19 protein-coding genes, 1 tRNA gene and 1 riboswitch are annotated in these 22,638 nt (G+C 65.3%); of the genes, 15 read left to right on the plus strand and 5 right to left on the minus strand.

Translation table 11 applies throughout. The annotated features are described in order from the left end of the window. Positions 1–115: 115 nt before the first annotated feature. The 7 genes from ASPHE3_RS03895 to ASPHE3_RS03925 all read left to right on the plus strand — a co-directional run bounded on the left by ASPHE3_RS03895 (position 116) and on the right by ASPHE3_RS03925 (position 5,750). Positions 116–192 (plus strand) — tRNA-Thr (locus tag ASPHE3_RS03895). 72 nt (positions 193–264) lie between these two features. Beyond that, the gene (locus ASPHE3_RS03900) at positions 265–690 is read left to right on the plus strand and encodes a ChaB family protein (RefSeq protein WP_013599928.1); all 426 of its coding nucleotides are present in this window, start codon (positions 265–267) and stop codon (positions 688–690) included. 97 nt (positions 691–787) lie between these two features. Continuing rightward, positions 788–2,959, plus strand: coding sequence for an elongation factor G-like protein EF-G2 (locus ASPHE3_RS03905; RefSeq protein ID WP_013599929.1), 2,172 nt, complete (start codon positions 788–790; stop codon positions 2,957–2,959). 11 nt (positions 2,960–2,970) lie between these two features. Continuing rightward, positions 2,971–4,224 carry an MFS transporter gene (locus tag ASPHE3_RS03910; protein ID WP_013599930.1) on the plus strand — a complete coding sequence of 418 codons (1,254 nt, stop codon included), beginning with the start codon at positions 2,971–2,973 and terminating at the stop codon, positions 4,222–4,224. A 105-nt stretch (positions 4,225–4,329) separates the two neighbouring features. Continuing rightward, positions 4,330–4,530: a hypothetical protein gene (locus ASPHE3_RS03915; protein WP_013599931.1), complete on the plus strand. Its 201-nt coding sequence runs from the start codon at positions 4,330–4,332 to the stop codon at positions 4,528–4,530. A gap of 92 nt (positions 4,531–4,622) precedes the next feature. Continuing rightward, positions 4,623–4,925 carry a DUF4193 domain-containing protein gene (locus ASPHE3_RS03920; protein WP_041652542.1) on the plus strand — a complete coding sequence of 101 codons (303 nt, stop codon included), beginning with the start codon at positions 4,623–4,625 and terminating at the stop codon, positions 4,923–4,925. A 273-nt stretch (positions 4,926–5,198) separates the two neighbouring features. After that, a complete protein-coding gene (locus ASPHE3_RS03925) occupies positions 5,199–5,750 on the plus strand; it encodes an AMIN-like domain-containing (lipo)protein (protein WP_013599933.1) in 552 nt (183 codons plus the stop codon). Between the two features lie 93 nt (positions 5,751–5,843). Here the strand turns inward: ASPHE3_RS03925 and ASPHE3_RS03930 are convergent, their stop codons facing one another. Continuing rightward, positions 5,844–7,400, minus strand: a complete 1,557-nt coding sequence (locus tag ASPHE3_RS03930) for an APC family permease (protein ID WP_013599934.1) — start codon at positions 7,398–7,400, stop codon at positions 5,844–5,846. Positions 7,401–7,621: 221 nt separating this feature from the next. Here ASPHE3_RS03930 and ASPHE3_RS03935 point away from each other — a divergent pair, with 221 nt between their 5' ends. Next, entirely contained in the window at positions 7,622–8,101 is a 480-nt protein-coding gene (locus ASPHE3_RS03935; protein ID WP_013599935.1) for a Dps family protein, read from the plus strand. Positions 8,102–8,200: 99 nt separating this feature from the next. On the opposite strand, the gene ASPHE3_RS03940 is transcribed toward ASPHE3_RS03935, so the two are convergent. Further along, positions 8,201–9,715 (minus strand): MFS transporter, encoded by a 1,515-nt coding sequence (locus ASPHE3_RS03940; RefSeq protein WP_081459885.1) that lies wholly within the window; start codon positions 9,713–9,715, stop codon positions 8,201–8,203. Between the two features lie 135 nt (positions 9,716–9,850). Here ASPHE3_RS03940 and ASPHE3_RS03945 point away from each other — a divergent pair, with 135 nt between their 5' ends. From ASPHE3_RS03945 to gcvT, 3 genes are all read left to right on the plus strand, one after another. Continuing rightward, positions 9,851–10,390, plus strand: a complete 540-nt coding sequence (locus ASPHE3_RS03945) for a TetR/AcrR family transcriptional regulator (RefSeq protein ID WP_013599937.1) — start codon at positions 9,851–9,853, stop codon at positions 10,388–10,390. Positions 10,391–10,480: 90 nt separating this feature from the next. Continuing rightward, positions 10,481–10,579: riboswitch (glycine riboswitch) on the plus strand. A 176-nt stretch (positions 10,580–10,755) separates the two neighbouring features. Continuing rightward, on the plus strand, positions 10,756–13,641 hold the full coding sequence (gene gcvP, locus ASPHE3_RS03950) for an aminomethyl-transferring glycine dehydrogenase (protein WP_013599938.1): 2,886 nt from the start codon (positions 10,756–10,758) through the stop codon (positions 13,639–13,641). 9 nt (positions 13,642–13,650) lie between these two features. Next, a complete protein-coding gene (gcvT, locus tag ASPHE3_RS03955) occupies positions 13,651–14,799 on the plus strand; it encodes a glycine cleavage system aminomethyltransferase GcvT (protein ID WP_013599939.1) in 1,149 nt (382 codons plus the stop codon). Between the two features lie 381 nt (positions 14,800–15,180). On the opposite strand, the gene ASPHE3_RS03960 is transcribed toward gcvT, so the two are convergent. Together ASPHE3_RS03960 and ASPHE3_RS03965 are read right to left on the minus strand one after the other, a co-directional pair. Next, complete coding sequence (locus tag ASPHE3_RS03960; protein ID WP_013599940.1) at positions 15,181–16,065, minus strand: IS3 family transposase; 885 nt, start codon at positions 16,063–16,065, stop codon at positions 15,181–15,183. A gap of 5 nt (positions 16,066–16,070) precedes the next feature. Beyond that, entirely contained in the window at positions 16,071–16,361 is a 291-nt protein-coding gene (locus tag ASPHE3_RS03965; protein ID WP_013599941.1) for a transposase, read from the minus strand. 60 nt (positions 16,362–16,421) lie between these two features. Between ASPHE3_RS03965 and ASPHE3_RS03970 the strand changes: the two genes are divergently transcribed. After that, on the plus strand, positions 16,422–17,864 hold the full coding sequence (locus tag ASPHE3_RS03970; RefSeq protein ID WP_013599942.1) for an L-serine ammonia-lyase: 1,443 nt from the start codon (positions 16,422–16,424) through the stop codon (positions 17,862–17,864). 31 nt (positions 17,865–17,895) lie between these two features. On the opposite strand, the gene ASPHE3_RS03975 is transcribed toward ASPHE3_RS03970, so the two are convergent. Continuing rightward, positions 17,896–18,441, minus strand: coding sequence for a TspO/MBR family protein (locus ASPHE3_RS03975; protein ID WP_013599943.1), 546 nt, complete (start codon positions 18,439–18,441; stop codon positions 17,896–17,898). Positions 18,442–18,594: 153 nt separating this feature from the next. On the opposite strand from ASPHE3_RS03975, the gene ASPHE3_RS03980 reads away from it, so the two are divergent. From ASPHE3_RS03980 to ASPHE3_RS03990, 3 genes are all read left to right on the plus strand, one after another. Next, positions 18,595–19,668 (plus strand): lipid II:glycine glycyltransferase FemX, encoded by a 1,074-nt coding sequence (locus ASPHE3_RS03980; RefSeq protein WP_013599944.1) that lies wholly within the window; start codon positions 18,595–18,597, stop codon positions 19,666–19,668. Positions 19,669–19,771: 103 nt separating this feature from the next. Continuing rightward, positions 19,772–21,085, plus strand: coding sequence for a peptidoglycan bridge formation glycyltransferase FemA/FemB family protein (locus ASPHE3_RS03985; protein ID WP_013599945.1), 1,314 nt, complete (start codon positions 19,772–19,774; stop codon positions 21,083–21,085). A gap of 33 nt (positions 21,086–21,118) precedes the next feature. After that, positions 21,119–22,621 carry a threonine/serine exporter family protein gene (locus ASPHE3_RS03990; protein ID WP_013599946.1) on the plus strand — a complete coding sequence of 501 codons (1,503 nt, stop codon included), beginning with the start codon at positions 21,119–21,121 and terminating at the stop codon, positions 22,619–22,621. The last annotated feature ends 17 nt before the right edge of the window (positions 22,622–22,638 follow it).

Consider the following 22,638-nt stretch of genomic DNA (forward strand, 5'->3'; position numbering starts at 1 on the left):
GCGGGCCACCGGCGTTAAGGGGCTGGAGGAGCCGGTCCGCCGTCGGCGTTTTACCACCGGCACCAGTTGGGCTAACCTTATCTAGCGCCGTTCAGGTGCCCGCCCGCAGGGGCACGCCTCCTTAGCTCAGTTGGCCAGAGCACCGCTCTTGTAAAGCGGGGGTCGTCGGTTCGAATCCGACAGGGGGCTCCACCACTTCCCACGCCGCAGCTAAGCTGGAATCATCCAAATGATCAGCCTGCTGATAAAAGGAGTGTGGGTGCGATGCCCAAGACCGGCAAGAACCAGCACGCCCGCAAGGACGAGCTTCCCTCGACCCTGCAGCGCTCTGAGCAAAAGGCCCAGGACACGTTCGCCAAGACCTACGATTCCGCCCTTGAGAGCTACGACAACGACGAGGGCCGCGCTGCCCGGGCTGCCTACGCCTCGTTGAAGCACAGCTACGAGAAGGTGGGCGACCACTGGGAACCGAAGGACAAGAAGGGTCCCTCGGACAAGCGCGCCGAGGAAGGCCTCCAGTCTTCTGAACCTACCGCCGGGGGCGTAAACGCGAACGCGTCCAAAGAGCACCTGTACAAGCTGGCGCAGGAGCTGGACATCGACGGCCGTTCCAAGATGGACAAGGCTGAACTGGTCAAGGCCATCCAAAAGGCAAACGACGCCGCCACCCGCAAGGCCCGCGGCTCCTAGTTCCGGCCTTAGGACCCTTGCCGTTCAGCCCCGCAGGGTGTCGAATCAGAGGACATGTTCCAGCCCGGTCGGATGGCAAAGACGCCAGGAGGTTCCCATGTCGGTCAGAGGCACCAAGGATTCAGCCAGGGCAGCGGCCGGCAGGAACGGAGCTGAGGCGCGCCGCGCTGACCTTTCCGCCGGCATCGCGGCCGAGGATCCCTCAATGATCCGCAACGTGGCCCTCGTAGGCCATTCCGGAGCGGGGAAAACCATGCTGGTGGAGGCGCTCCTCGCGGCCAACGGCATGATCACGCGCAAAGGATCGATCCCGGACGGTACCACTGTCAGCGATTCCGATCCTGCCGCCGTGCACCAGCAACGCTCCGTGACGCTGTCGCTGGTGCCCTTGCTGATCGACGGCGTCAAAGTGAACCTCCTGGACACACCGGGCTACCCGGATTTCATCGGTGAGCTGCGCGCAGGCCTGCGGGCAGCGGATGCCGCGCTCTTCGTGGTGTCCGCCGTCGACGGAATCGATGCCACCACCACTGCGCTGTGGGGTGAGTGCGAGCACATGCGGCTGCCGCGCGCCGTCGCCATCACCCGGATGGACCACCCGCGGGCGGATTACGACGGCGTCCTGGCCGCCTGCCGCGAGGCGTTCGGGGAGGGGGTGCTGCCGCTGTATGTCCCGGTGCGGGACGGCGGTGAGGTCACCGGCCTCCTTGGCCTCCTGTCCGGGACGGTCACCGACTACTCGTCCGGGGAATCCTCCGCCACCCTGCGCGGGGCGGCGGACGGGGAACTGGCAGCTTCCGGGCCCGCGCGTGGGGAGCTCATCGAGGGAATCATTGCCGAGAGTGAAGACGAGACGCTGATGGACCGGTACCTGGGAGGCGAGGACATCGACACCGATGTCCTGATCGCGGACCTGGAAACCGCCGTCGAACGTGGTTCCTTCTTCCCCGTCCTGTCCACGTCCGCCACCACGGGCCTGGGGACGGCGGAACTGCTGGAGGTGCTGGTCCGGGCATTCCCGTCGCCGCGGGAGGCGCGCGTGCCGGAGGCTGCCGACCTCGCGGGGGCGCCCGCCGGTACGCTCACCTGCGATCCAGCCGGATCGCTGGCGGCGGAAGTGGTCCGGACCTCCATGGACCCGTTCCTGGGCCGGATCTGCCTGGTCCGCGTATTCTCCGGCACGCTGCGGGAGGACGCTCCGGTGCACGTGGGCGGCCACGGGCTGGCGGACCGGGGCCACCAGGACCACGACACGGATGAACGCGTCACCCACCTTTACTCCCCGCTGGGCGCCTCGCTGCGGCCCGTACCCTTCAGCATTGCGGGCGACATGTGCGCAGTGGCCAAGCTGGGCAGCGCCGAAACCGGAGACACCATCTCGGGCAGGGACCGGCCGCTGCTGCTGGCCACCTGGGAGATGCCGGAACCGTTGCTGCCAGTGGCAGTGGAAGCGGATTCGCGCAGTGACGAGGACGCGCTGGCGCGGAGCCTCGGGAAGATCGCGGCCGGTGATCCCACCCTGCGGGTGGAACGCAACCAGGAAACGCATCAGCTCGTCCTGTGGTGCATGGGGGAGGCCCACGCGGAGGTGGTCCTGGACAGGCTGCGCGACCAGGGCGTGAAACTGCATACCGTGGACGTTGTGACGCCCTTGCGCGAAACATTTGCCAGCCCCGCGGCGGGCCACGGCAGGCACGTCAAGCAGTCGGGAGGCCACGGTCAATATGCGGTCTGCGATATTGAAGTGGAGCCTCTTCCCCGCGGCGCCGGCTTCGAGTTCGTGGACAAGACCGTGGGCGGCGTCATTCCGGGGACCTTCATCCCCTCGATTGAAAAAGGCGTCCGGGCACAAATGGACAAGGGAGTAAGCGCCGGTTTCCCCGTGGTGGACCTCAAGGTGACCCTCATTGGAGGCAAGGCACACAGCGTGGACTCCTCCGATGCCGCCTTCCAGGCAGCCGGGGCGTTGGCACTTCGGGAGGCTGCCGCAGCCGGACGGATCCAACTGCTTGAACCTGTCTCCTCGGTCACCATCTCGGTGGCAGATGAGCACGTGGGGTCCGTGATGAGCGACCTCTCCGCCCGGCGCGGCCGGCTGACCGGAACTACATCGTCAGGCGGCGGGATGACCGAGATCAGTGCTGAAGTTCCGGACCAGGAACTGCTGCGGTACGCCGTGGACCTGAGGGCCCTGACTGCGGGAACCGGACGCTTCCGGCGCAGTTACCTGCGGCATGATCCTGTACCCGCCAGCTTCAGCCAAGCCTGACCGTCCCCGTCATGAACGCCGCTGCCCGCAAGATCCAGCGCGTCTACCTCACCTTGACGCTGGGCAACACCCTGGCGGCATCGTTCATCTGGGGCATCAATACCCTCTTCCTGCTTGACGCCGGGCTGAGCAACCTCGAGGCTTTCGCCGCGAACGCGTTCTTTACCGTTGGCATGGTGCTGTTCGAGGTCCCCACCGGCGTAGTGGCGGACAGTTGGGGACGCAGGGTTTCCTTCCTGCTGGGCACCATTACGTTGGCCGGTTCCACGTTCCTGTACTACCTGTTGTGGCAGTTGTCGGCTCCGTTCTGGTGGTGGGCGCTGGTTTCTGTCCTCCTGGGCCTGGGGTTCACCTTCTTCTCGGGTGCGGTGGAGGCCTGGCTGGTGGACGCCCTGCGTTTCTCCGGGTACGAAGGCGGCCTGGAGACGGTGCTGGGCCGGGGCCAGATGGTCTCCGGGATTGCCATGCTGGCCGGGTCCGTTGCGGGCGGAGTTATTGCACAGGCAACAAACCTCGGGGTTCCGTTCCTGCTCCGGGTAGGCGTGCTGGTGGCGATGTTCGCCGTCGCATTCCTGCTCATGCACGACGTCGGCTTCACGCCTGAGCGCTCGGCGCACCCCCTGCAGGCAACCCGCGCGGTACTCGCTGCCTCGGTGGACAACGGGCTGAAGAACCCGCCGGTCCGGTACATAATGCTGGCTGCGCCGTTCACCGAAGGCGTCGGCATCTACGTGTTCTACGCCCTGCAGCCCTACCTGCTCCAGCTGTTTGGAGACCCGCGGGCGTACGCCATTGCAGGCCTCGCCGCGGCCATTGTTGCCGGGGCCGATGTCGTAGGCGGCTGGATGGCGCCGCGTGTCCGGAACCTGGTGAAACGGCGGACCAGTGTCCTGATTGCCACCAACATTGTCAGCGCCCTCATCCTGGTGGTGCTCATGGTCACCACCACCTTCTGGGTTGCCCTGGTGCTGTTGGCACTCTGGGCCGTGGTCTCCTCGGCCGGAACCCCGGTGCGGCAGGCGTACCTGAACGACATGATTGCCTCCAAGCAGCGCGCAACCGTCCTCAGCTTCGACTCGCTCATGGGATCAGCAGGAGGAGTGGTGGTGCAGCCGATGCTTGGCCGTACCGCTGACCTCTACGGTTACCCCGCGTCGCTGGCCGTGGCAGGCGCGGTGCAGCTGATCGCCGCGCCCTTCATCCTGATGAGCCGCCGGCAGCACCCGCAGGCCGACACGGTAGCCGACACGGCGACGGCAACGTGACAGCCGCGGGACAACCTAGACGCGGAGTGGCGTATGCCTGGAATTTATTGCAGATGAGACCGGGCGGAAACACAGTGACAACAAAGGCCGCGTAAGTTGCCAGGCATGGCATCACACTTCATTAGCCGGTTCCGTGCATGGCTTGCCGGTGCACTCACCTATGAGGCCGGCCATGCGGTTGACGCCACGGCCGACGCCACGCGTTGGGGGTGGCTGCCGGCACTGAGCGGGGTGGCCGTTGGGGCGGAACACGCCCGGCAAAGCCACGCCGAATCCCGGCAGGGGCCCACCGGCATGTCTGCTTGAACACACTATTGCGCGGGTAGCGGGATCATGCCCTAAACTGCTTCACTGAGGTGCCTGAAATGGCGCTGCGCAGCAACGAAAGTGAACACGCTATGGCTACTGATTACGATGCTCCACGCAAGCAGGAAGAAGACACTCCGGCTGACTCGCTGGAAGCCCTTCAGGCGTCACGCGGCGGCAACGCGCAGACCGCAGTCATTGATGTCGATGAGAACGACACCGCTGAGGGCATTGACCTGCCCGGCGCTGATCTTTCCAACGAGGAACTGACCGTCATTGTGGTTCCTGAGCAGTCCGACGAATTCACTTGCTCCTCCTGCTTCCTGGTCCGCCACCGCTCCCAGGTGGCCAGGGAAAAGAACGGCATGAAGTACTGCCGCGACTGCGAGGGCTAACCTCCCACCCTCTGCCTGGCGCCGGCCACCCTCCAAGGTGGCCGGCGCTCTTTTGTCTCCGGCCGCCGTCGTTATTCCGGATCACGGGGCAGTGCAGGAACGGTGCCGAAACGGTCAAGAACCACATGTTTGCTGCCGCTCTTTTATGGATGCGTAATGCAGCCGGTCCGTGATTAACAGTTGTGCGCCGAAGCGGCAACAGGCCTCGATTCGAACCTTAAACGCTCCTACCCTTGAGCTATCCAATCGCTCCACATTTTGGGTGGCTCCACAATGAAAAAGTTCTCCACCTGGCTCGCGGCCATCCTGCTGGCCGCGGGGCTGGGCATAGCGGTTCCGGGGCAGGCCTCCGCAACCACGTCCTATTGCGGCCTCGTCTGGGGGTCCCTGGCCAAGACTGACGGCACCCTGGCCGCCGCATCCGTCACCAACGTCCGCACCGGGCGGCATTACTGCTTTGACCGGATGGTGGTGGACCTCAGCGGCCCGGCCGTGGGCTACCTGGTGCGCTACGTGCCCAAGGTAGTCGAAGACGGGTCCGGCTTTACCGTTCCTGTCCGCGGCGGTGCACGGCTGCAGGTGACCGTGAAGGCTCCGGCCTATGACCCCAACACCGGCCAGCCGACGTACACGCCCGCCAACAGGGCCGAGCTCTCCAACGTTGCCGGGTACCAGACTTTCCGCCAGGTGGCCTGGGCCGGCAGTTTTGAGGGCCAGACAAACATTGGACTGGGGGTCCGTGCCCGGCTTCCGTTCCGGGTGTTCACCCTGGACGGGCCCGGGTCCGGTTCCCGGCTGGTAGTGGACGTCGCACACTACTGGTAAGGCAACTGCACCACGAAAGGTGCCGTTCCCCGGAAGCGGGGAACGGCACCTTTGCCATGCAGGAAGGAGCAGCTGGACAAGCCCGCCTGCGTCCTACTCCGGTACCACCAGCGCCGGAGTATCGCGCCTGAGCGTTTCGCCCTGGAAGAACCCGGGGCGCAACCGGGCCATGATGAGCATGAAGACTGCTCCGGATGCCAGGATGCCGACGCCAAGGACGAAGACCAGGCCTACCCCGAAGACCTCCGAGCCGCTGCCGAATTCGGGGGCCAGGCTGTCCACGGCAGTCTGGCCGAACACCACGAACAGTCCCACGCCGCCAAGCACCGGGCACACCAGCCGCAGCAGGAAGTGGCGCAGGCTGCTGAAGACGCTCTGGCGGAAGTACCACGCACAGGCCAGGGCGGTGAGGCCGTAGTAGAAGCAGATCATCAGGCCCAGCGCCAGGATGGTGTCGTTGAGGACGTTTTCACTGACTACGTGCATCACGGCATAGAAGCCCGCGGACATGATGCCGGCGGCCACGGTAGCGAAGCCCGGCGTCGCAAACCTGCTGCTGACGCGGCTGAACCGCTCCGGCAGGGCACCGTAGTGCCCCATGGCCAGCAGGCTGCGGGACGGCGACATGAAGGTGGACTGCAGCGAGGCGGCGGAACTGGACAGCACTGCCATGGACATCAGGATGGCGAACGGGCCCATGATGGGGGACGCCAGCGCAGTGAAGATGTTCTCGTGGATTTCGGTGTTGTTCAGGCCGTTGCCGGTATCTCCGACGCCGGCGAACATCATGGTGGCAATGCTCACCAGCAGGTAGATCGCCAGGACGATGAGGGCAGTGAGGGTGCCGGCGAGCCCGGAGACCTTCTTCCCGTTGGCAGTCTCCTCGTTGACTGTCAGGCAGACGTCCCAGCCCCAGTAGACAAAGATGGACAGCGAGATGCCCGCCGCGATCTGCCCGAAGGTCTCAATGCGGGTGACGTCGAACCACTCCCAGCTGAAGGGGATGGAGGTTTCGGACGCGGACCAGTTGGCAAAGGCCATGCCCACGAACAGCGCCAGGACCAGCAGCTGGAAGCCCACCAGGCCGTACTGCACCATCTTGGTGGTGTGGAGCCCGCGGTAGCTGATCCAGACGGCCAGGGCAACAAACACAAAGCAGGTCACCACGTTCACCGCCTTGTTCGCTGCCAGGTCAGCCAGTTCAGGCGCCCCCGTCAGCTGTGAAAGGAACAGGTAGAAGAAGTCGACGGCGACCCCGGCGAGGTTGGACAGCACAATGATGTTCGCTGCCAGCAGGCCCCAGCCGCCCATCCAGCCGATCCAGGGGCCGAAGGCCTTGGTCACCCAGGTGAAGGTAGTGCCGCTGTCCGGGGAATCGGCGTTGAGTTCCCGGTAGGCCAGCGAGACCAGGATCATGGGGATGAAGCCGATCAGGAAGATGACCGGCAGTTGGAGCCCGGCTTCATTGACGGTGGGGCCGAGGGCGCTGGTGAGGGTGTAGGCGGGGGCAATGGTGGAAATGCCCAGGACGACGACGGCGAGGAGGCCCAGCTGCCCGCCCTTCAGTCCCTTGGGACTGATCCCGGCAGTTCCGGGGGAGTGCCGCCCGGCGGTTGCTTCGGATGTGCTGGTGCGGATGGTCTCGGTCATGGCACCACTTTCTGGAGATGTTGAGATGAGGGTCACTATATGAATGGCGTTCATTTAGTATGGAGGTGTGTGACCTGCGGCGCAAGGGCAAATATGAATCGCGTTCGTTTATGTCGGTCCCCGGGAAATTAGTAAGCTCACTGAGAAATCCGTCCGGGCCCTGCCGCCCGGCGATGCGGGGCTGGTACCGTCGGCACTACCGGACCAATTGAGGAGGATGCATGAAAGCTTCACCGACACTGACCAACAACCTGCAGGCCGTGCTCGCCGACCTGATTGAACTGCATGTCCAGGGCAAGCAGGCGCACTGGAACATCGTTGGAACCAACTTCCGCGACCTCCACCTGCAGCTGGATGAGATCGTTGACGCGGCCCGCCAGTTCGCCGATGACACGGCCGAGCGGATGCGCGCCCTGCACGCGCTGCCGGACGGCCGCAGCTCCACGGTGGCGGAGTCCACAAGTCTGGCGCAGTTCCCCGAAGGCCTGATCAGCACCAAGGATGCGATCGAGCGGATCGTTGCAGCCCTTGAAGCTGCTGTTGGAACCATGCGCAAAGTCCATGATGAAGTGGACGAAGAGGATCCCACCACCGCTGACCTGCTGCACGAGTTCATCGCCAAGCTGGAGCAGTTCGCCTGGATGGTCAACGCCGAGACCATGAAACCCACGGCCAGCGTCACTGCGCCTGACTCGAAGTAGCAGGCCCGCAAGGGAAGCAGCCTGCCAGGCGCCCGCCCCGGAGTAAGGCTCCGCGGCGGGCGCCTTTTGCTGTCCGCGGCGACCATTGGGCGGGCATTCTCAGCTGGCTGCCTTGGGCACTTTCCGGAGGACGACGGCGGCCAGTCCTGCCGCCGCCGCCATCAGGACCAGCCCAATCGCCGCCGTGATGTGGACGCCCGAATCGAAGGCCGTTCCAGCTGCCTCCCGGACCGCCTCCGCCAGGGGGCCGGGCAGTCCGGCGGCCAGTTCAATGGCCCCGGCGAGCGTCTCCCCGGCGTGCAGGATGCCCTGGTTCGAGGCGGTTTCGGCGAGGTCCTCCGGCAGCCGCAGGTTCTGCTGGTAGGAGGCGGTCAGGATGGAGCCCAGTACGGCGGCTCCCAGCAGGGCGCCCACTTCATAGCCCGTCTCGGAAATGGCCGCTGCCGCCCCCGACTTCTCCGGCGGTGCGCTGCCCAGGATGAGGTCGTTGGAGGTGGTCTCGGCCGTTCCCACGCCCAGTGCCAGGACCAGGAGTGCGGTCAGCAGGAGCGGAGAGCCGCCAGTGCTGCTGCCAAAAGCCACCAGGCTGTAGCCGGCGGCACTGAGGGCCAGTCCGGATGCCACTACAAAGCCGGGGCGGACTTTCTTGACCACCGGCACCACAGCCAGGCCCGCCACCACTGTGGCCACCAGGGCAGGGATCATCGCCATTCCCGCAGCCGAGGGGGACATCCCCTCGATGAGCTGGAGGTGCTGGGCCAGGAAGAGGATGAACCCGTTGAAGGAAAACAACGCCAGGACGTTGGCGGCAATGGCCATGCTGAACACCCTGTTCCGGAACAGGGACATGTCCAGCAGCGGACTTCGCAGCCCTTTTTGTCGGCGGACAAAGGTGCTGCCCATGGCCAGGCCGAAAGCCAGGCATCCCAGGGCCAGCGGACCCGGGCCCTCCGTGGCGAACTCCTTGATCCCGAACACCACCGGGACCATGGTGAGCAGGGAGAGCAGGATGCTTGGCGCATCCACCCTGCCCGGTTCAGGGTCCTTTGATTCGGGGATAAAGGCCGGGCCGAGCGCCAGGAGCGGCAGCATGATGGGTACGGCCACCAGGAGTACCGCTCCCCACCAGAACTGCTCCACAAGCCATCCGCCGAAGATTGGACCCAGGGCGGCGCCGCCCGAGAATCCGGCGGCCCAGATGGCGACAGCCAGCCGCCGGCGGTTGGGGTCCGGGAAGATGTTGCGGATCAGGGACAGGGTTGAGGGCATCAGCATGGCGCCGAAGAAGCCCAGGGCAGCGCGGCCGGCAATGAGCCACAAGGCGGTGGGGGCAAAGGCTGTGGCGGCTGATACCGCCGCGAAACCGACGCTGCCGATGATCAGCAGCCGCCGCCGTCCGATCCTGTCGCCCAGGGTTCCCATTGCTACAAGGAGCCCGGCCAGTACCAGGGGGTAGGCATCCACGATCCAGAGCAGCTCAACACCGGAAGCATCCAGTGCGTGGGCGATGGCCGGCAGCGCAAAAGTCAGGGCGGTGTTGTCCACGGCCACCAGCAGCACGGGAAACATGAGCAGCGCCAGCGCCAGCCAGTCCCGCCAGGCGCTTTTCTCCATCGCCCCCTCGCGGACGTCAACGGCACTGCCGGCGAAGGGCGTGGGGTTTTGTTGGGAATCGCCAGTCATGCAATAACTGTACCGTCTGGACGGTACAGTTAAGAAATTGTCTTCCACCATTGGATGATGGGACCTATGGCCAGAAAACCTGTCGCGCGGGATGCCGTCCTCGATGCCTTTGAAGAACTCCTGATCGACGTGGGGGAGCGCGCGGCGACGCTGGAGGCGGTGGCAAAGCGCGCCGGGGTTTCCAAAGGGGGCCTCCTGTACCACTTCCCCAACAAGGAAGCCCTCATTGCCGCCACCCTCGAACGCCTTGACCGCCTGGCGGGGGAGGACCTTGCCGCGATGGCGTCCGCCCCCGAAGGGGCTGCCGCCTACTTCATCCGCTCGTCGCTGTGGGCAGATACCCCCTTGGACCGCTCCTTCGTAGCTGCCACCCGCCTGGCCGAGGTGGCCCATGAGGAGGCCCGCCGACGTTTTGCAGCCATCCAGCAGCAGTGGCTGGACCTGATCGGCAAGGATGTCGGACCGGCGATGGCCAAGGCGGTGCTGTACATGGGGGACGGGCTCTATTTCAATGCCATGTGGGAAAGTGGACCGGCTGGAAATGCCGCCGGCAGGCAGGGTGAGGTGGAAGAACTCCTCGCGGCCGTGGAGCGGTTGCGGGGCTGAGGACCATTTGCCCCGCTGCCTGCCGCATAGGAGAATTAGCTTCGTGCGGGCCCTGACCGGCCGCCGCACAAGAACCAACTGAATAGCCTTTGATCTGCGGCGGGAGAGTCCTGCCTTCAGGTACAAGCAGGCGCCGTAGGAGCAATACCTCCCCAGGAATCTCACAGGCCCACGTACCGCCGCGGCGAGGCACCTCTGGAAAGCAGCACAGGGCCCACGCGCATCCGGTCTCGGAGCCGCGGGCCGGAACGCTCACCGACGGTGCAAGCGGGGCCGGCGGAAGCCGGCAACGCGGAAACTCTCAGGTTCACCTACAGAGCGGGGAGGACCCGAATCGATGTGGCGTACCCTGCGCCGCCTGAGTTATGGAGCTCCTCGTGACTGTTACCCCGGCCGCCTCACCGGCAACTGCTACCGCCGCCGCCACCTTCGTTGACCGGCACATCGGCACCCGCCGCCAGGCCGACGTCGAGACCATGCTCAAGGCCGTTGGCTACGACACCGTGGACGCGCTGGTTGATACCGCCGTCCCCGAGGACATCCGCCAGGAATCCGTACTGGAACTGGCGGGCGCCCTGAGCGAGGTGGAGGCGCTCGCAGAACTCCGCAGGCTCGCCGCCAAGAACAAGACCGCCGTCCAGATGATTGGCCAGGGCTACTACGACACCGTGACCCCGCCGGTGATCCGCCGCAACATCCTTGAGGGACCGGCCTGGTACACCGCGTACACCCCGTACCAGCCCGAAATCTCGCAGGGCCGGCTCGAGGCACTGCTGAACTTCCAGACCATGGTCCAGGACCTGGTGGGCCTGCCCATCGCCAACGCATCCCTGCTGGACGAAGCCACCGCCGTTGCCGAAGCCGTGCTGATGATGCGCCGGGCCAACAAGAACAAGGACGCCCGCGACGGCAAGACTGTCCTGGACGCCGACTGCCTGCCGCAGACCATCGCCGTCGTAAAAGGCCGCGCCGAGGCGCTTGGCTTCGAGGTTGAGGTCGCGGACCTGACGGCCGGCCTGCCCGACGGCGCCATCAACGGCATCGTCCTCCAGCAGCCCGGCGCCTCGGGCCGGGTCTGGGACCAGTCCGCCGTCATCGCTGCCGCCAAGGAGCGCGGCGCCCTGGTGACAGTCGCCGCGGACCTGCTGGCCCTCACCCTCATCACCCCGCCGGGCGAGCAGGGCGCGGACATCGCCGTCGGCTCGGCGCAGCGCTTCGGCGTCCCGCTGTTCTACGGCGGCCCGCACGCCGCCTACATGGCCGTGCAAAAGGGGCTGGAACGCTCCATGCCCGGCCGCCTGGTGGGCGTCTCCAAGGATTCGGCGGGAGTTCCGGCCTACCGCCTGGCCCTCCAGACCCGCGAGCAGCACATCCGCCGGGAGAAGGCCACGTCCAACATCTGCACGGCCCAGGCGCTGCTGGCCATCGTGGCCTCGATGTACGCGGTGTACCACGGTCCGGAGGGCCTGGCGGCGATCGCCCGGTCCGCCCACGTCCACGCCAAGACCCTGGCTGCCTCCCTCAAAGCCGCCGGCTTCGAGGTGCGGCACACCAGTTTCTTCGACACGGTCACCGTGTTCGTCCCGGGAAAGGCTGCGGGTATCATCGCCGCAGCGGAGGCGCAGGGCATCAACCTGCGCAGCATCGACGCTGACACGGTGGGCTTCTCCACGGATGAAACCACGACGGCGGCAATCGTCGACGCCGTCCTGGCCGCCTTTGGCGTCTCGTCCACGGCAGATGGCGACGCTGCCTTGGGCCTGGACGCCGCCGTCGAACGTTCCTCTGATTTCCTGCAGCACCCTGTGTTCAACACGCACCGCTCCGAAACGCAGCTGTTGCGCTACATCCGCAAGCTCAGCGACCGCGACCTCGCGCTGGACCGGACCATGATTCCGCTCGGTTCCTGCACCATGAAGCTCAATGCCACCGCCGAGATGGAAGCCATCTCCTGGCCGGAGTTCGCCTCCATCCACCCGTTCGCGCCGGACTCCCAGACCGAGGGCTGGCGTGAACTGATCGCGGACCTGGAAGCGCAGCTGACCGAGATCACCGGGTACGACCAGGTGTCCATCCAGCCCAACGCCGGCTCCCAGGGCGAGCTCGCCGGGCTGCTGGCAATCCGTGGCTACCACCACTCCCGCGGTGAGGCGCAGCGGAACGTCTGCCTCATTCCGGCCTCGGCCCACGGCACCAACGCCGCCTCCGCTGTCCTGGCGGGCATGAAAGTGGTTGTTGTGGCCACCGCTGCCGACGGGACCATCGACCATGCAGACCTTTACGCCAAGATCGAGGCCAATAAGGACGCGCTGTCCTGCATCATGATCACCTACCCCTCCACCCACGGGGTGTACGACGCCGACGTCCGCGAGGTCTGCGACGCCGTCCATGCCGCCGGCGGCCAGGTCTACATCGACGGGGCAAACCTGAACGCCCTCGTGGGCCTGGCACAGCCCGGCCAGTTCGGCGGCGACGTCTCGCACCTGAACCTGCATAAGACGTTCTGCATCCCGCACGGCGGCGGCGGACCCGGCGTCGGGCCCGTTGCTGCGAAGGCGCACCTGGCACCGTTCATGCCGGGCAATGCGGCCACGTGGACCGAAGGCAACGACGTCCCCATCTCCGCCTCCAAGTACGGTTCCGCCGGCGTCCTGCCCATCTCCTGGGCCTACGTGAAGCTGATGGGCGGGCAGGGGCTGACGGATGCCACCAAGTCGGCCCTGCTGGCAGCCAACTACATCGCCGCCCGTTTGAACGACTTCTTCCCCGTGCTCTACACCGGCGAGGGCGGGCTCGTGGCGCACGAGTGCATCCTGGACCTGCGCGAGCTCACCGCCCGCACCGGTGTCACCGCAGAGGATGTGGCCAAGCGCCTCATCGATTACGGCTTCCACGCCCCCACCCTGGCGTTCCCGGTTGCGGGCACCCTGATGGTGGAGCCCACCGAATCCGAGGACCTGGGCGAGATGGACCGCTTTATTGAGGCCATGATCTCCATCCGTGCGGAAATCGACCAGGTTGCTGCGGGTGATTTCACCGTGACGGACAGCCCGCTGCGCAATGCCCCGCACACCGCGGCGGCCGCCATCAGCAGCGACTGGGACCGCGCTTACCCGCGTGAACAGGCTGTGTTCCCGGTGAAGTCCCTCAAGCAGGACAAGTACTTCCCGCCGGTGGGCCGCATCGACGGTGCCGCAGGGGACCGCAACCTGATCTGCTCCTGCCCGCCGCTTTCCGAGTTCGAAAACTAAGGACTTCCCATGACTGAGAAGTACACCGCCCTCTACGACGAGCACAAGAAACTGGGAGCGTCCTTCACCGACTTTGGCGGCTGGCAGATGCCCCTGAAGTACAAGTCTGAGCTGGCCGAGCACCACGCCGTCCGTAACGCCGCCGGCCTGTTCGACCTCTCCCATATGGGCGAAGTCTGGGTCACCGGGCCGGACGCCGCCGCCTTCCTGGACTATGCGCTGGTGGGAAAGATCTCCGCGATGGCGGTGGGCAAAGCGAAGTACTCACTGATCTGCAATGAGGACGGCGGGATCATCGACGACCTCATCACCTATCGCCGGCCCGCTGCTGAAGACGGCAATGACGTTTTCCTGGTGGTTCCCAACGCGGGCAACGCGGCGGTGGTTGCCGCCGCCTTGGCTGAGCGGGCCGCGGGCTTCGACGTGCAGGTGGTTGACGCCTCGGCGGCGACCTCGCTGATCGCCGTCCAGGGTCCCAGGGCGCAGGAACTGCTGCTCCGCCTGGTACCGGCCGCCCAGCACCCGCTGGTAACGGAGTTGAAGTACTACGCCGCCGTGGAGGTTCCGTTGCTCGTGGGCGGCGCAGGGCAGGACCTGCTGCTGGCGCGCACGGGCTACACCGGCGAGGACGGGTTTGAGATCTTCGTGGGCAATAGCGATGCGGCGGCGCTTTGGCAGGCCCTTCTTGCCATTGCCGAAGAGGGGGAGCTGACACCGGCGGGCCTGGCTTCCCGCGATTCCCTCCGTCTCGAGGCCGGCATGCCCCTGTACGGAAACGAACTCTCCCTGCACGGAGACCCGTTCTCCGCAGGCCTGGGACCCGTCGTCGCACTCTCCAAGGAAGGCGACTTCGTGGGGAAGGCAGCTTTGGCGGCTAAGAAGGAAGCCGGGGCAGGCACCACCTCCGGACGCCGCCTCGTAGGGCTCAAAGGACTGGGCCGCCGCGCGGGCCGCAGCCACTACCCTGTCCTCAAGGACGGCAACGTCGTGGGCGAAGTGACCTCCGGCCAGCCCTCGCCCACCCTCGGATACCCGATCGCGATGGCTTACGTCGACGTCGCGTTCACCGCAATTGGCACCACCCTGGATATCGACTTGCGAGGCAAGGCAGAGCCGTTCGAGGTCGTCGACCTGCCGTTCTATATACGCTCCAGGTAAGGTGCCTCCCCGTGGTCACCTTTGGGCCCGGTGGGACTGGCATCCTCCGCGTGCTCGGTCGCGAAGACGCCCGCTGAGCGGACGTGACGCTCCCTTAGACGCACGCTTCCGGATACCGGTCCCACAGGGGCCGCGCTACTAACGGTTTCCGGTTCAACAGTCCGCCGCTTGCATCAAAGGTGAGATGACGTCGGTGGGTGAGCGGATTCCGGAAGCGTGCTCCCCGCCGTTCCCCTCGCCTCGCAAGCTCGGCCAGGGAACCCGAACGGCGTGGGCCCGGGCACGCGGAGGAATTCGGCCAGGCGCACCCAACCCCGCCACGAACTTTCTAGTTAGTGAGGTGTGTCAAGGATGTGAGACAGTCGCGTAGTTTCTTTTCGGTCAGGCAGCAGCGGGAAGCTGTTGGTTTCTGGTTGTGAAGTTGGCCATAGCCGTCGCCGGCGGCAGGCCTTCGTTGTTGGTGTGAGGCCGCCAGCGGTTGTAGAACACTTCGATGTAGCGCATAGTGGCCAGTCTGGCGTCCTGGCGGGTGGTGAAGCTGTGGTGATGGTAAAACTCGTTTTTCAGCGATGAGAACAGCGATTCCGCCACGGCATTATCCCAGCACACCCCGGTGGCGCCCATGGATTGGCGGATGTTATTCCCGGCGCACCAGGCGCCCATTTCGCGTGACGTGTACTGCGTTCCATGATCACTGTGGAAAATCGCGTTGGGACTCAAATGGCCGCGGTCTCTGGCCATCGTCAGGGCCCCGGTGACCAGCGAAGCGCGCATGTGTTCAGCCATAGCCCAGCCGACGACCATGCGGGTGCACAGGTCGATGACGGTGGCCAGGTAGAGCCATCCCTCGTCAGTGCGCAGGTAGGTGATGTCTCCGACCAGGCGCGTTCCGGGTGCTTCTGCTGTGAAGTCCCGGCCGATGAGGTCCGCGAAGACCTTGTCCGGATCTGAGGGGATGGTGGTGCGCTTGAAGGCGCGCATCCGCTTGGCGACCCACCCGTTCTCGGCCATAATCCCGGCCACGGTACCCACTGAAACCTCGATGCCGGCGGCGGCCAATTTGGTGTGGACCATGCGGTGGCCGAAGATCCCGTCGGAGGAATCGAAGACGGTCTTCACCTGATCGGTCAGCTCCCGGCGACGGAGCGCGGTCGGGGTTTCTGCGGCGTCCAGCCACCGGTAATACGTGGCCCGTGGGAGATCAAGCTGACGGCACATCCAGGCCACCGGGAAGTCGGCGTTCTTCTCCTGAACAACTCGGTACAAGTCCTCTACCGTTGTTCTTTGGCGAAGAACGCCGAAACTTTTTTCAGGAAATCGTTCTCCCTCTCCAGCTCGCGCAGCCGTGCCTCCAAAGCCTTGTATTTCGCAGGATCCACCGGATCATCCGGTTTGCCGCCGCCCTCCGTTTGCCCTTCACGGGACAGTCGCACCCAGCGTTTCAACGCGGTAACGGAAATGCCGAGCTCCGGAGCGACAGAGGCGGGTGAACGCCCAGATGAAACCACGAGCTCAACGGCATCAGCCTTGAACTCATCGGAATAGGTAAGTCGAGCAGACATGAGCACAATCCTTTCAAACTGTGTCTCACATCAGTAGTACACCTCATAGGAACCAAGCACATGGCTGTTGGAGTCTTTGATCTGTTTTCGATCGGGATTGGGCCTTCTTCGTCTCATACTGTGGGGCCGATGCGGGCTGCTGCTGTTTTTGCGGAGGAGTTGAAGGCTTCCGGCGCCCTGGCTGGGGTGGCGTCGTTGCGGGTGGATCTTTATGGGTCGTTGGCGGCGACGGGTCATGGGCATGGGACGATGACGGCGGTCCTGCTGGGGCTGGAGGGGTTCCATCCGGAGCTGATCCTGCCGGAGGAGGTGGAGGAGCGGCTGGCCTCGATCGCGGAGACCGGGATGCTGCAGCTGGCCGGTGCGGTGGCGTTGCCGTATGGGGTGAAGGATATGGTGTTGCGGCCGTTGACGGTTCTGCCGCGGCATACGAACGGGATGACGTTCACGGTGTCCGACGCCGGCGGCGACGTCCTGCATACGGCGACGTTTTTTTCGGTGGGTGGCGGGTTCATTGTCCGGGAGGGTGAAGAGGACGCGGCGCTGCAGGAGCTGGAGGAGTCCAAGAAGGAACTCCCGCTGCCGTTCCGGACCGCCGCGGAGCTGCTGGAGCACTGCCGGGCGACCGGTCTGGGGATCAGCGACGTGATGCGGGTCAACGAGGAGGACAGCCGCACCCCGGAGGAGATCCGGGCGGGCCTGCTGCATATTTACTCCGTCATGGAGGGCTGTGTGGCCACGTCCCTGAAGCGTGAGGGGGTGCTGCCGGGCGGGTTGAAGGTCCGCCGCCGTGCCCCTGACTGGTATGACCGGTTGCGGAAGGAAAGCTCGAAGCCTGCCGTCGACGGCCAGGACTCCGGTGCCGGCTCGGGGGAGTTCCATGACCCGAAGTATTGGCAGGAGTGGGTTAACTTGATTGCCCTGGCGGTGAATGAGGAGAACGCCTCCGGCGGCCGGGTGGTCACGGCGCCGACGAACGGTGCGGCCGGGATCATCCCGGCGGTGCTGTACTACGCGCTGCATTTCGCGCCGGGGATGGAGAACGCCACCCAGCAGGACCGGGACGACGTTGTGGTGAAGTTCCTGCTCGCCGCCGGTGCCGTCGGGGTGCTGTACAAGGAGCAGGCGTCGATCTCGGGGGCGGAGGTGGGCTGCCAGGGCGAGGTGGGCTCGGCGTCGTCGATGGCCGCCGCGGGTCTGGCGGAGGTGATGGGCGGTTCCCCGGCGCAGGTGGAGAACGCGGCGGAGATCGCGATGGAGCACAATCTGGGTTTGACGTGTGACCCGATCGGCGGGCTGGTCCAGGTGCCGTGCATCGAGCGGAACGCCATTGCCGCGGCGAAGGCGATCAACGCGGCGAAGATGGCGCTCTGGGGCGACGGCTCGCACCGGGTCTCCCTCGACGAGGTCATCGTGACCATGCGTGAAACCGGCAAGGACATGAGCTCCAAATACAAGGAAACGGCCATGGGCGGCCTCGCCGTCAACGTCGTCGAATGCTGAACAGAATACTGAAAAGGGGCAGGCCCTGCCGTCAGTTATGGACGGCGGCCCACCAGTTCAGGCTGGAAGCGAAGACCAGCCAGGCGATGTAGGGCAGCAGCAGGAGGCCGGCCGTCCGGCTGATGGGGCCAAAGTACAGGACCGTCACCGTGACGGCAGCGATGAGGGCAAGAATGATGGCCAGGGCAACCCACAGGGCTGCCGTGCCGAGGACGGGATAGAGCCCGAAAAACACCGGCGTCCAGGCAAGGTTGAGGACGAGCTGGATTCCGTAGGCTGCCAGCGCAGGCCTGGTCCTGTCCGTGCGCTTCCGCCACACCAGCCAGGCGGCAACCGCCATGGCTGTGTAAAGCACCGTCCATACCGGGCCGAAGAGCCAGTTGGGCGGAGACCACGGTGCCTTGTCCGCCGTCGCGTACCAGCCGTCCACGTTGCTGACTGTGGAGAATCCGCCAAGGCCGGCAACCAGGAACGACGCTGCCAGGAACGCGGCCAGCGCTGCCGCCTGCACCCGCCTGCTGTACGGTTTGTTCCCCTGTTCCTGCGGGGACATCAACTCATCGTGGTCCGGCTCCATGCTTCCACCCTCGCCAACGCCCCGACCGGAGTCAAGGCGCCGCCGGCGCCTGCTGAAATGCCGGAACCCCCGCAGGCTTTAGACTTGAGGCTGCATGTCCGCACGCAGACACGAGTACCGAACCGCGCACGAAACCGATTGGACACGGCCCCCTTGCGAGAATTCACCGCACGCTTTGCCACAGCCGAGGAAATTGAAAACTGGGACAAGCACGTCACGGCCAACCCCAACGGCGGCAACATGCTGCAGTCAGCGGCGTACGCCTCGGTCAAGAACGGCAGCGGCTGGAAAGTCCGCTTCCTGGTGCTGGAAGCCGGGGAGAGCGCCAGCTACAACCTGGTGCTCGAGAAGAAATTCCCGGTCCTGGGCAGGCTCTGGTACCTCATCAAGGGTCCGGACCTTGCAGCAGCTGGGGACCTGAAGCCGGCGCTGGAAGCCTGCGCAGCATTCGTACGGAGCCGGAAACTGAACGTCTTCACCATCAAGGTGGAACCGGACATCGTGGACTCGCCGGACGCCCAGGCACACCTTTCCCACGCCGGGCTGGTCAAGGCCCCCAATATCCAGTCCAACGACTCGACGGCCCTGCTGGATATCTCCGGGTCCGAAGAGACGGTGTTCAAGGCCATCTCCTCCCGCGCCCGCAACGCCATCCGCCGTGCCGAGCGGGAAGGCTGCGAGGTGGTCCGCAGGGAGCACGGCCCCGAAACCTACCGGGCCCTCTATGACCTCATGGCAGACACCGTCAACGCCAAGGGCTCCATGCCCCTGCGCAGCTACGAGTACTACGCCGCCTTTTGGGAAGAGTTCTGCGTACGGGGCCAAGGCAACTTCTTCTTCACCTACGAAGACGGCAAACCCAGCGTGGGCGCATTCGTGATCAACTACGGGGCCAAGGCCACCTACAAGGACGGCGGGTCCACCCAGAACCGCAAGCAGTACGGCGACTCCCACCTGGTCCAGTGGGCGGCCATCCGCCGCATGCAGGAACTGGGCTGCACGGAATACGACTTCTGCGGAACCCCGCCCGCCGCCCGGATCAAGGACAAGAGCCACAACCTCTACGGCATGGGGATGTTCAAGACCAGCTTCACCAAGACTGTCACCGACTTTGTGGGATGCCACGACTACATACTTTCGCCCCTTAAGCACCGGCTCTGGGTAGCCGGTGCAGAGAAGGTGTTCCGCCGGATCGAAACTGCCCGCACCGGCCAGCAGTTCTACTGACCCCGGCAGCAGGGCAGCGACTGCCTGCAGCCCTGCCCGACCCAAACCGACCTCGCCCAGAGCCTGCCTTGCCAGGCCACCCATTCGTGAAGAAGGTACGTCCTTGAATGCAATCTCCGCCGCCGACCTGGAGTTCGCTGTGCTCAGCGATGCTGAATTCGAGCAGTTCGCGCTGAAGCACCCGCAGAACAGCTTCCTTCAGTCCATCGACTTCGCCAGGTTCCAGCGGGCCAGAGGGCAACAGGTGGAGCTCTTCGGCGTCCGCCGGGACGGCGAACTGGTGGCCGCCGGAAAGCTCAACTACACCAGCACGCGCCTCGGCTACACAGTCTGCGAATGCGCAAAGGGCCCGCTGATGGACTATGCGAACGCAGACCTGGTGCGTTCCGTCGTCGTGCTTCTCCGGCAGCGCGCTGCCCAGCGCAAGGCCGCGGAACTGCGGATCTCCCCGAACCTCAAGTACATAGCGCGTGACGCTGACGGGGCGGAACACCCCGAGGTCGAAGACAACCGGCCGCTGGTGGCAGAACTGGAACGGCTTGGATTCCAGCACCAGGGACTGGACATGAACTTCGTCAACGTCAACTGGATGTTCATCAAGAACCTTGAAGGCATCCAGGATGCGGAAGAACTCATCATGAGCACCAGCTACCGCACTCGAAAGGCCATCCGCAAGGCGGAGAAGAACGGCGTCTTCCTGGAACAGGCCACGCTGGAGACCCTTGACGATTTCTACGGCGCCCTGAGCCGCGCGGGTGACGAAAAGGGTTTTGTCTACCGCGAGCGGGCCTACTACGAGCAGCTGCTGCGCACCACCTCGCCCGAGTTCACCAAGCTCATGATGGCCAAGATCGATATCCCCGCATACCGGAAATCCATCACTGAAAGGCTCGCCACAGAATCTGCCGCAGCCGCAGAACTGCGCCGGGAAGTGGAAGAGACCGGCAGCAAGAAGAAGGCCAACCGCCTCAAGGTGGTCCAGGACCTGGTGGACAGCTACGAACGCAGCCTGAAGGACATCGAACGTTTTCCCGATTCCGTAGGGGTGGCCACGGTGGCCGCCATCCACTTCGTTTGCTACGGCGACGAAGTAGTCTGCGTCATCGGCGGCACAGTTCAGGACTACATTTACTTCAACGGCGCCACGTCCCTGTACTGGGGAATGATGCTCCACGCCCTGGAGAAGGGGTATCCCCGCTATAACTTCTACGGAACATTCGGCATCTCCGGGCAGGATGAAGAAGGCCACGGCGGTTACGAATTCAAGAAGGGCTTCGGCGGGGAGGTAGTCCAGCTGGTGGGCGACTTCGTGATGCCCGTCCGGCCAGCCGTGTTCCATGCCAACCGGCTCGCCCGGGCGGCTGCCGGGGCAGCCCGGCTCCTGCTGGGCAAGCTGCCCCTCAAACGCTCCGCCTGACCTGCCCTGCACGCCCCAACGGGAGAGGGACCCATGACTGACCGGCCCGGACACCCCGGCGACGGCTCCCCAAAGCGCAGGCCGACCACTGACGGCCTGCCCAAGACCGAGCCCCTGACTCCTTCCCAGGTACGCCAAAACGCGGCGGCGAAGAGAATGCTGCGGCGGCTTGTCCAAGGTGAGAACCCGCCTACCGCCCCCCTGAGCATTGTGGACAGGCTTACCGGCAGCCCCTATGCGAACCCCATGATCCAGGTGGGCGGCGTGGATACCTCCGCGCGCAAAACCCTGGATTTCGCCCTGCACCTCGCCGAAACCATGTTCCGCTACGGTGCAGGCGCACTCGAAGTCGAAACCAGCATCATCGCCGTCACCGCGGCACTGGGGCTGAAGAACATCGAGGTGGACATCACCAACCAGTCCGTCGGCATCAACTACGCCCCGAAGGACCAGACGCCGATCTCGTTGCTGAGGGTGGTCCGCTCCTGGACGAACAATTATGCGGGCCTGGCCAAGGTCCACCAGCTGGTGACCGACATCGTGGCCGGGGGAGTGGGGCGCGATGAGGCCATCCGGCGGCTCGACGAGGCCATCACGAGCCCCAAGCCCTTCCCCCGCTGGATGGTCACCGCAGCCTTCGGCATCTTCGCTGCCGCGTTCGTGGCAGTCCTCGGCGGCGGTCCGGTGGCCTCAGCCACAGCCTTCGTGGCCAACCTCGGCGTCAGCCTGCTCGCGCGGCAGCTCGGGCGGTGGCGGGTGCCGGACTTCTTCATCACAGCCAGCTGTTCCTTTATGGTGACGCTGCTGGCACTGGTGCTCTGGCAGGTCGGCCTGACATCATCGCCGGCCATTGTGGTGGTGGGAGGCATCCTCCTGCTCCTGCCCACGGGACGCCTCGTCTCATCGGTACAGGACGCCATCAACGGCTTCCCCGTGACGGCGGCGGGCAGGTTCCTGTCCACACTGCTGACTTTTGGGGCCATTGTGGCCGGTATCGCCGTCGCCTTCGTGGCGGGTGAACTCACGGGCATGCAGCGCATCGATGTCACGCAGACGTTCCCGCCCGCCTACGACCTGTGGTTCCTGGTCATCCTGGTGGCCGTGGCCGTGATGGCCATCGGCATCACGGAGCAGACCACCTGGCAGCTCCTGCTTCCCACGGCGGCGGTGGGAGTCGCGGGCTACTTCGTCCTGCTGGGCGGCGGCCTCCTGGGCATCGGGGACCGCTTTTCGCCCGCCTTGGCTGCCGTGGTCATCGGCCTGCTGGCACGGGTGGTGGCACTGCGCATGGGGGCGCCCCAGCTGGTGGTCGCAGTGCCTGCGGCCTTGATCCTGCTGCCGGGCCTGACAATCTTCCGGTCGATGTACGTGCTCACCATCGAAGAGGCAGAGATCCTGCTGGGAGCGGGCGGCATGCTAAACGCGGGGGCAATCGTCCTGGGCACCGCGGGCGGAATTGTCCTCGGTGACACCCTGGCCAGGCCCCTGACGCGAGGCCTGGCGAGCAACGAGCGGCGCCGCGCCCGCCGCCGCTGACAGCAGCGGACCGGACA

Origin of the sequence: Pseudarthrobacter phenanthrenivorans Sphe3 (assembly GCF_000189535.1) — a bacterium.
In the GTDB taxonomy this organism is placed as follows: Bacteria; Actinomycetota; Actinomycetes; order Actinomycetales; family Micrococcaceae; genus Arthrobacter; species Arthrobacter phenanthrenivorans.

What these genes read in the sequence shown, in the direction of transcription:
- ASPHE3_RS03900 (WP_013599928.1), top strand. Translation starts at nt 265, where the DNA reads ATGCCCAAGACCGGCAAGAACCAGCACGCCCGCAAGGACGAGCTTCCC.
- ASPHE3_RS03905 (WP_013599929.1), top strand. Translation starts at nt 788, where the DNA reads ATGTCGGTCAGAGGCACCAAGGATTCAGCCAGGGCAGCGGCCGGCAGG.
- ASPHE3_RS03910 (WP_013599930.1), top strand. Translation starts at nt 2,971, where the DNA reads ATGAACGCCGCTGCCCGCAAGATCCAGCGCGTCTACCTCACCTTGACG.
- ASPHE3_RS03915 (WP_013599931.1), top strand. Translation starts at nt 4,330, where the DNA reads ATGGCATCACACTTCATTAGCCGGTTCCGTGCATGGCTTGCCGGTGCA.
- ASPHE3_RS03920 (WP_041652542.1), top strand. Translation starts at nt 4,623, where the DNA reads ATGGCTACTGATTACGATGCTCCACGCAAGCAGGAAGAAGACACTCCG.
- ASPHE3_RS03925 (WP_013599933.1), top strand. Translation starts at nt 5,199, where the DNA reads ATGAAAAAGTTCTCCACCTGGCTCGCGGCCATCCTGCTGGCCGCGGGG.
- ASPHE3_RS03930 (WP_013599934.1), bottom strand. Translation starts at nt 7,400, where the DNA reads ATGACCGAGACCATCCGCACCAGCACATCCGAAGCAACCGCCGGGCGG.
- ASPHE3_RS03935 (WP_013599935.1), top strand. Translation starts at nt 7,622, where the DNA reads ATGAAAGCTTCACCGACACTGACCAACAACCTGCAGGCCGTGCTCGCC.
- ASPHE3_RS03940 (WP_081459885.1), bottom strand. Translation starts at nt 9,715, where the DNA reads ATGGAGAAAAGCGCCTGGCGGGACTGGCTGGCGCTGGCGCTGCTCATG.
- ASPHE3_RS03945 (WP_013599937.1), top strand. Translation starts at nt 9,851, where the DNA reads ATGGCCAGAAAACCTGTCGCGCGGGATGCCGTCCTCGATGCCTTTGAA.
- gcvP (WP_013599938.1), top strand. Translation starts at nt 10,756, where the DNA reads ATGGAGCTCCTCGTGACTGTTACCCCGGCCGCCTCACCGGCAACTGCT.
- gcvT (WP_013599939.1), top strand. Translation starts at nt 13,651, where the DNA reads ATGACTGAGAAGTACACCGCCCTCTACGACGAGCACAAGAAACTGGGA.
- ASPHE3_RS03965 (WP_013599941.1), bottom strand. Translation starts at nt 16,361, where the DNA reads ATGTCTGCTCGACTTACCTATTCCGATGAGTTCAAGGCTGATGCCGTT.
- ASPHE3_RS03970 (WP_013599942.1), top strand. Translation starts at nt 16,422, where the DNA reads ATGGCTGTTGGAGTCTTTGATCTGTTTTCGATCGGGATTGGGCCTTCT.
- ASPHE3_RS03975 (WP_013599943.1), bottom strand. Translation starts at nt 18,441, where the DNA reads ATGGAGCCGGACCACGATGAGTTGATGTCCCCGCAGGAACAGGGGAAC.
- ASPHE3_RS03990 (WP_013599946.1), top strand. Translation starts at nt 21,119, where the DNA reads ATGACTGACCGGCCCGGACACCCCGGCGACGGCTCCCCAAAGCGCAGG.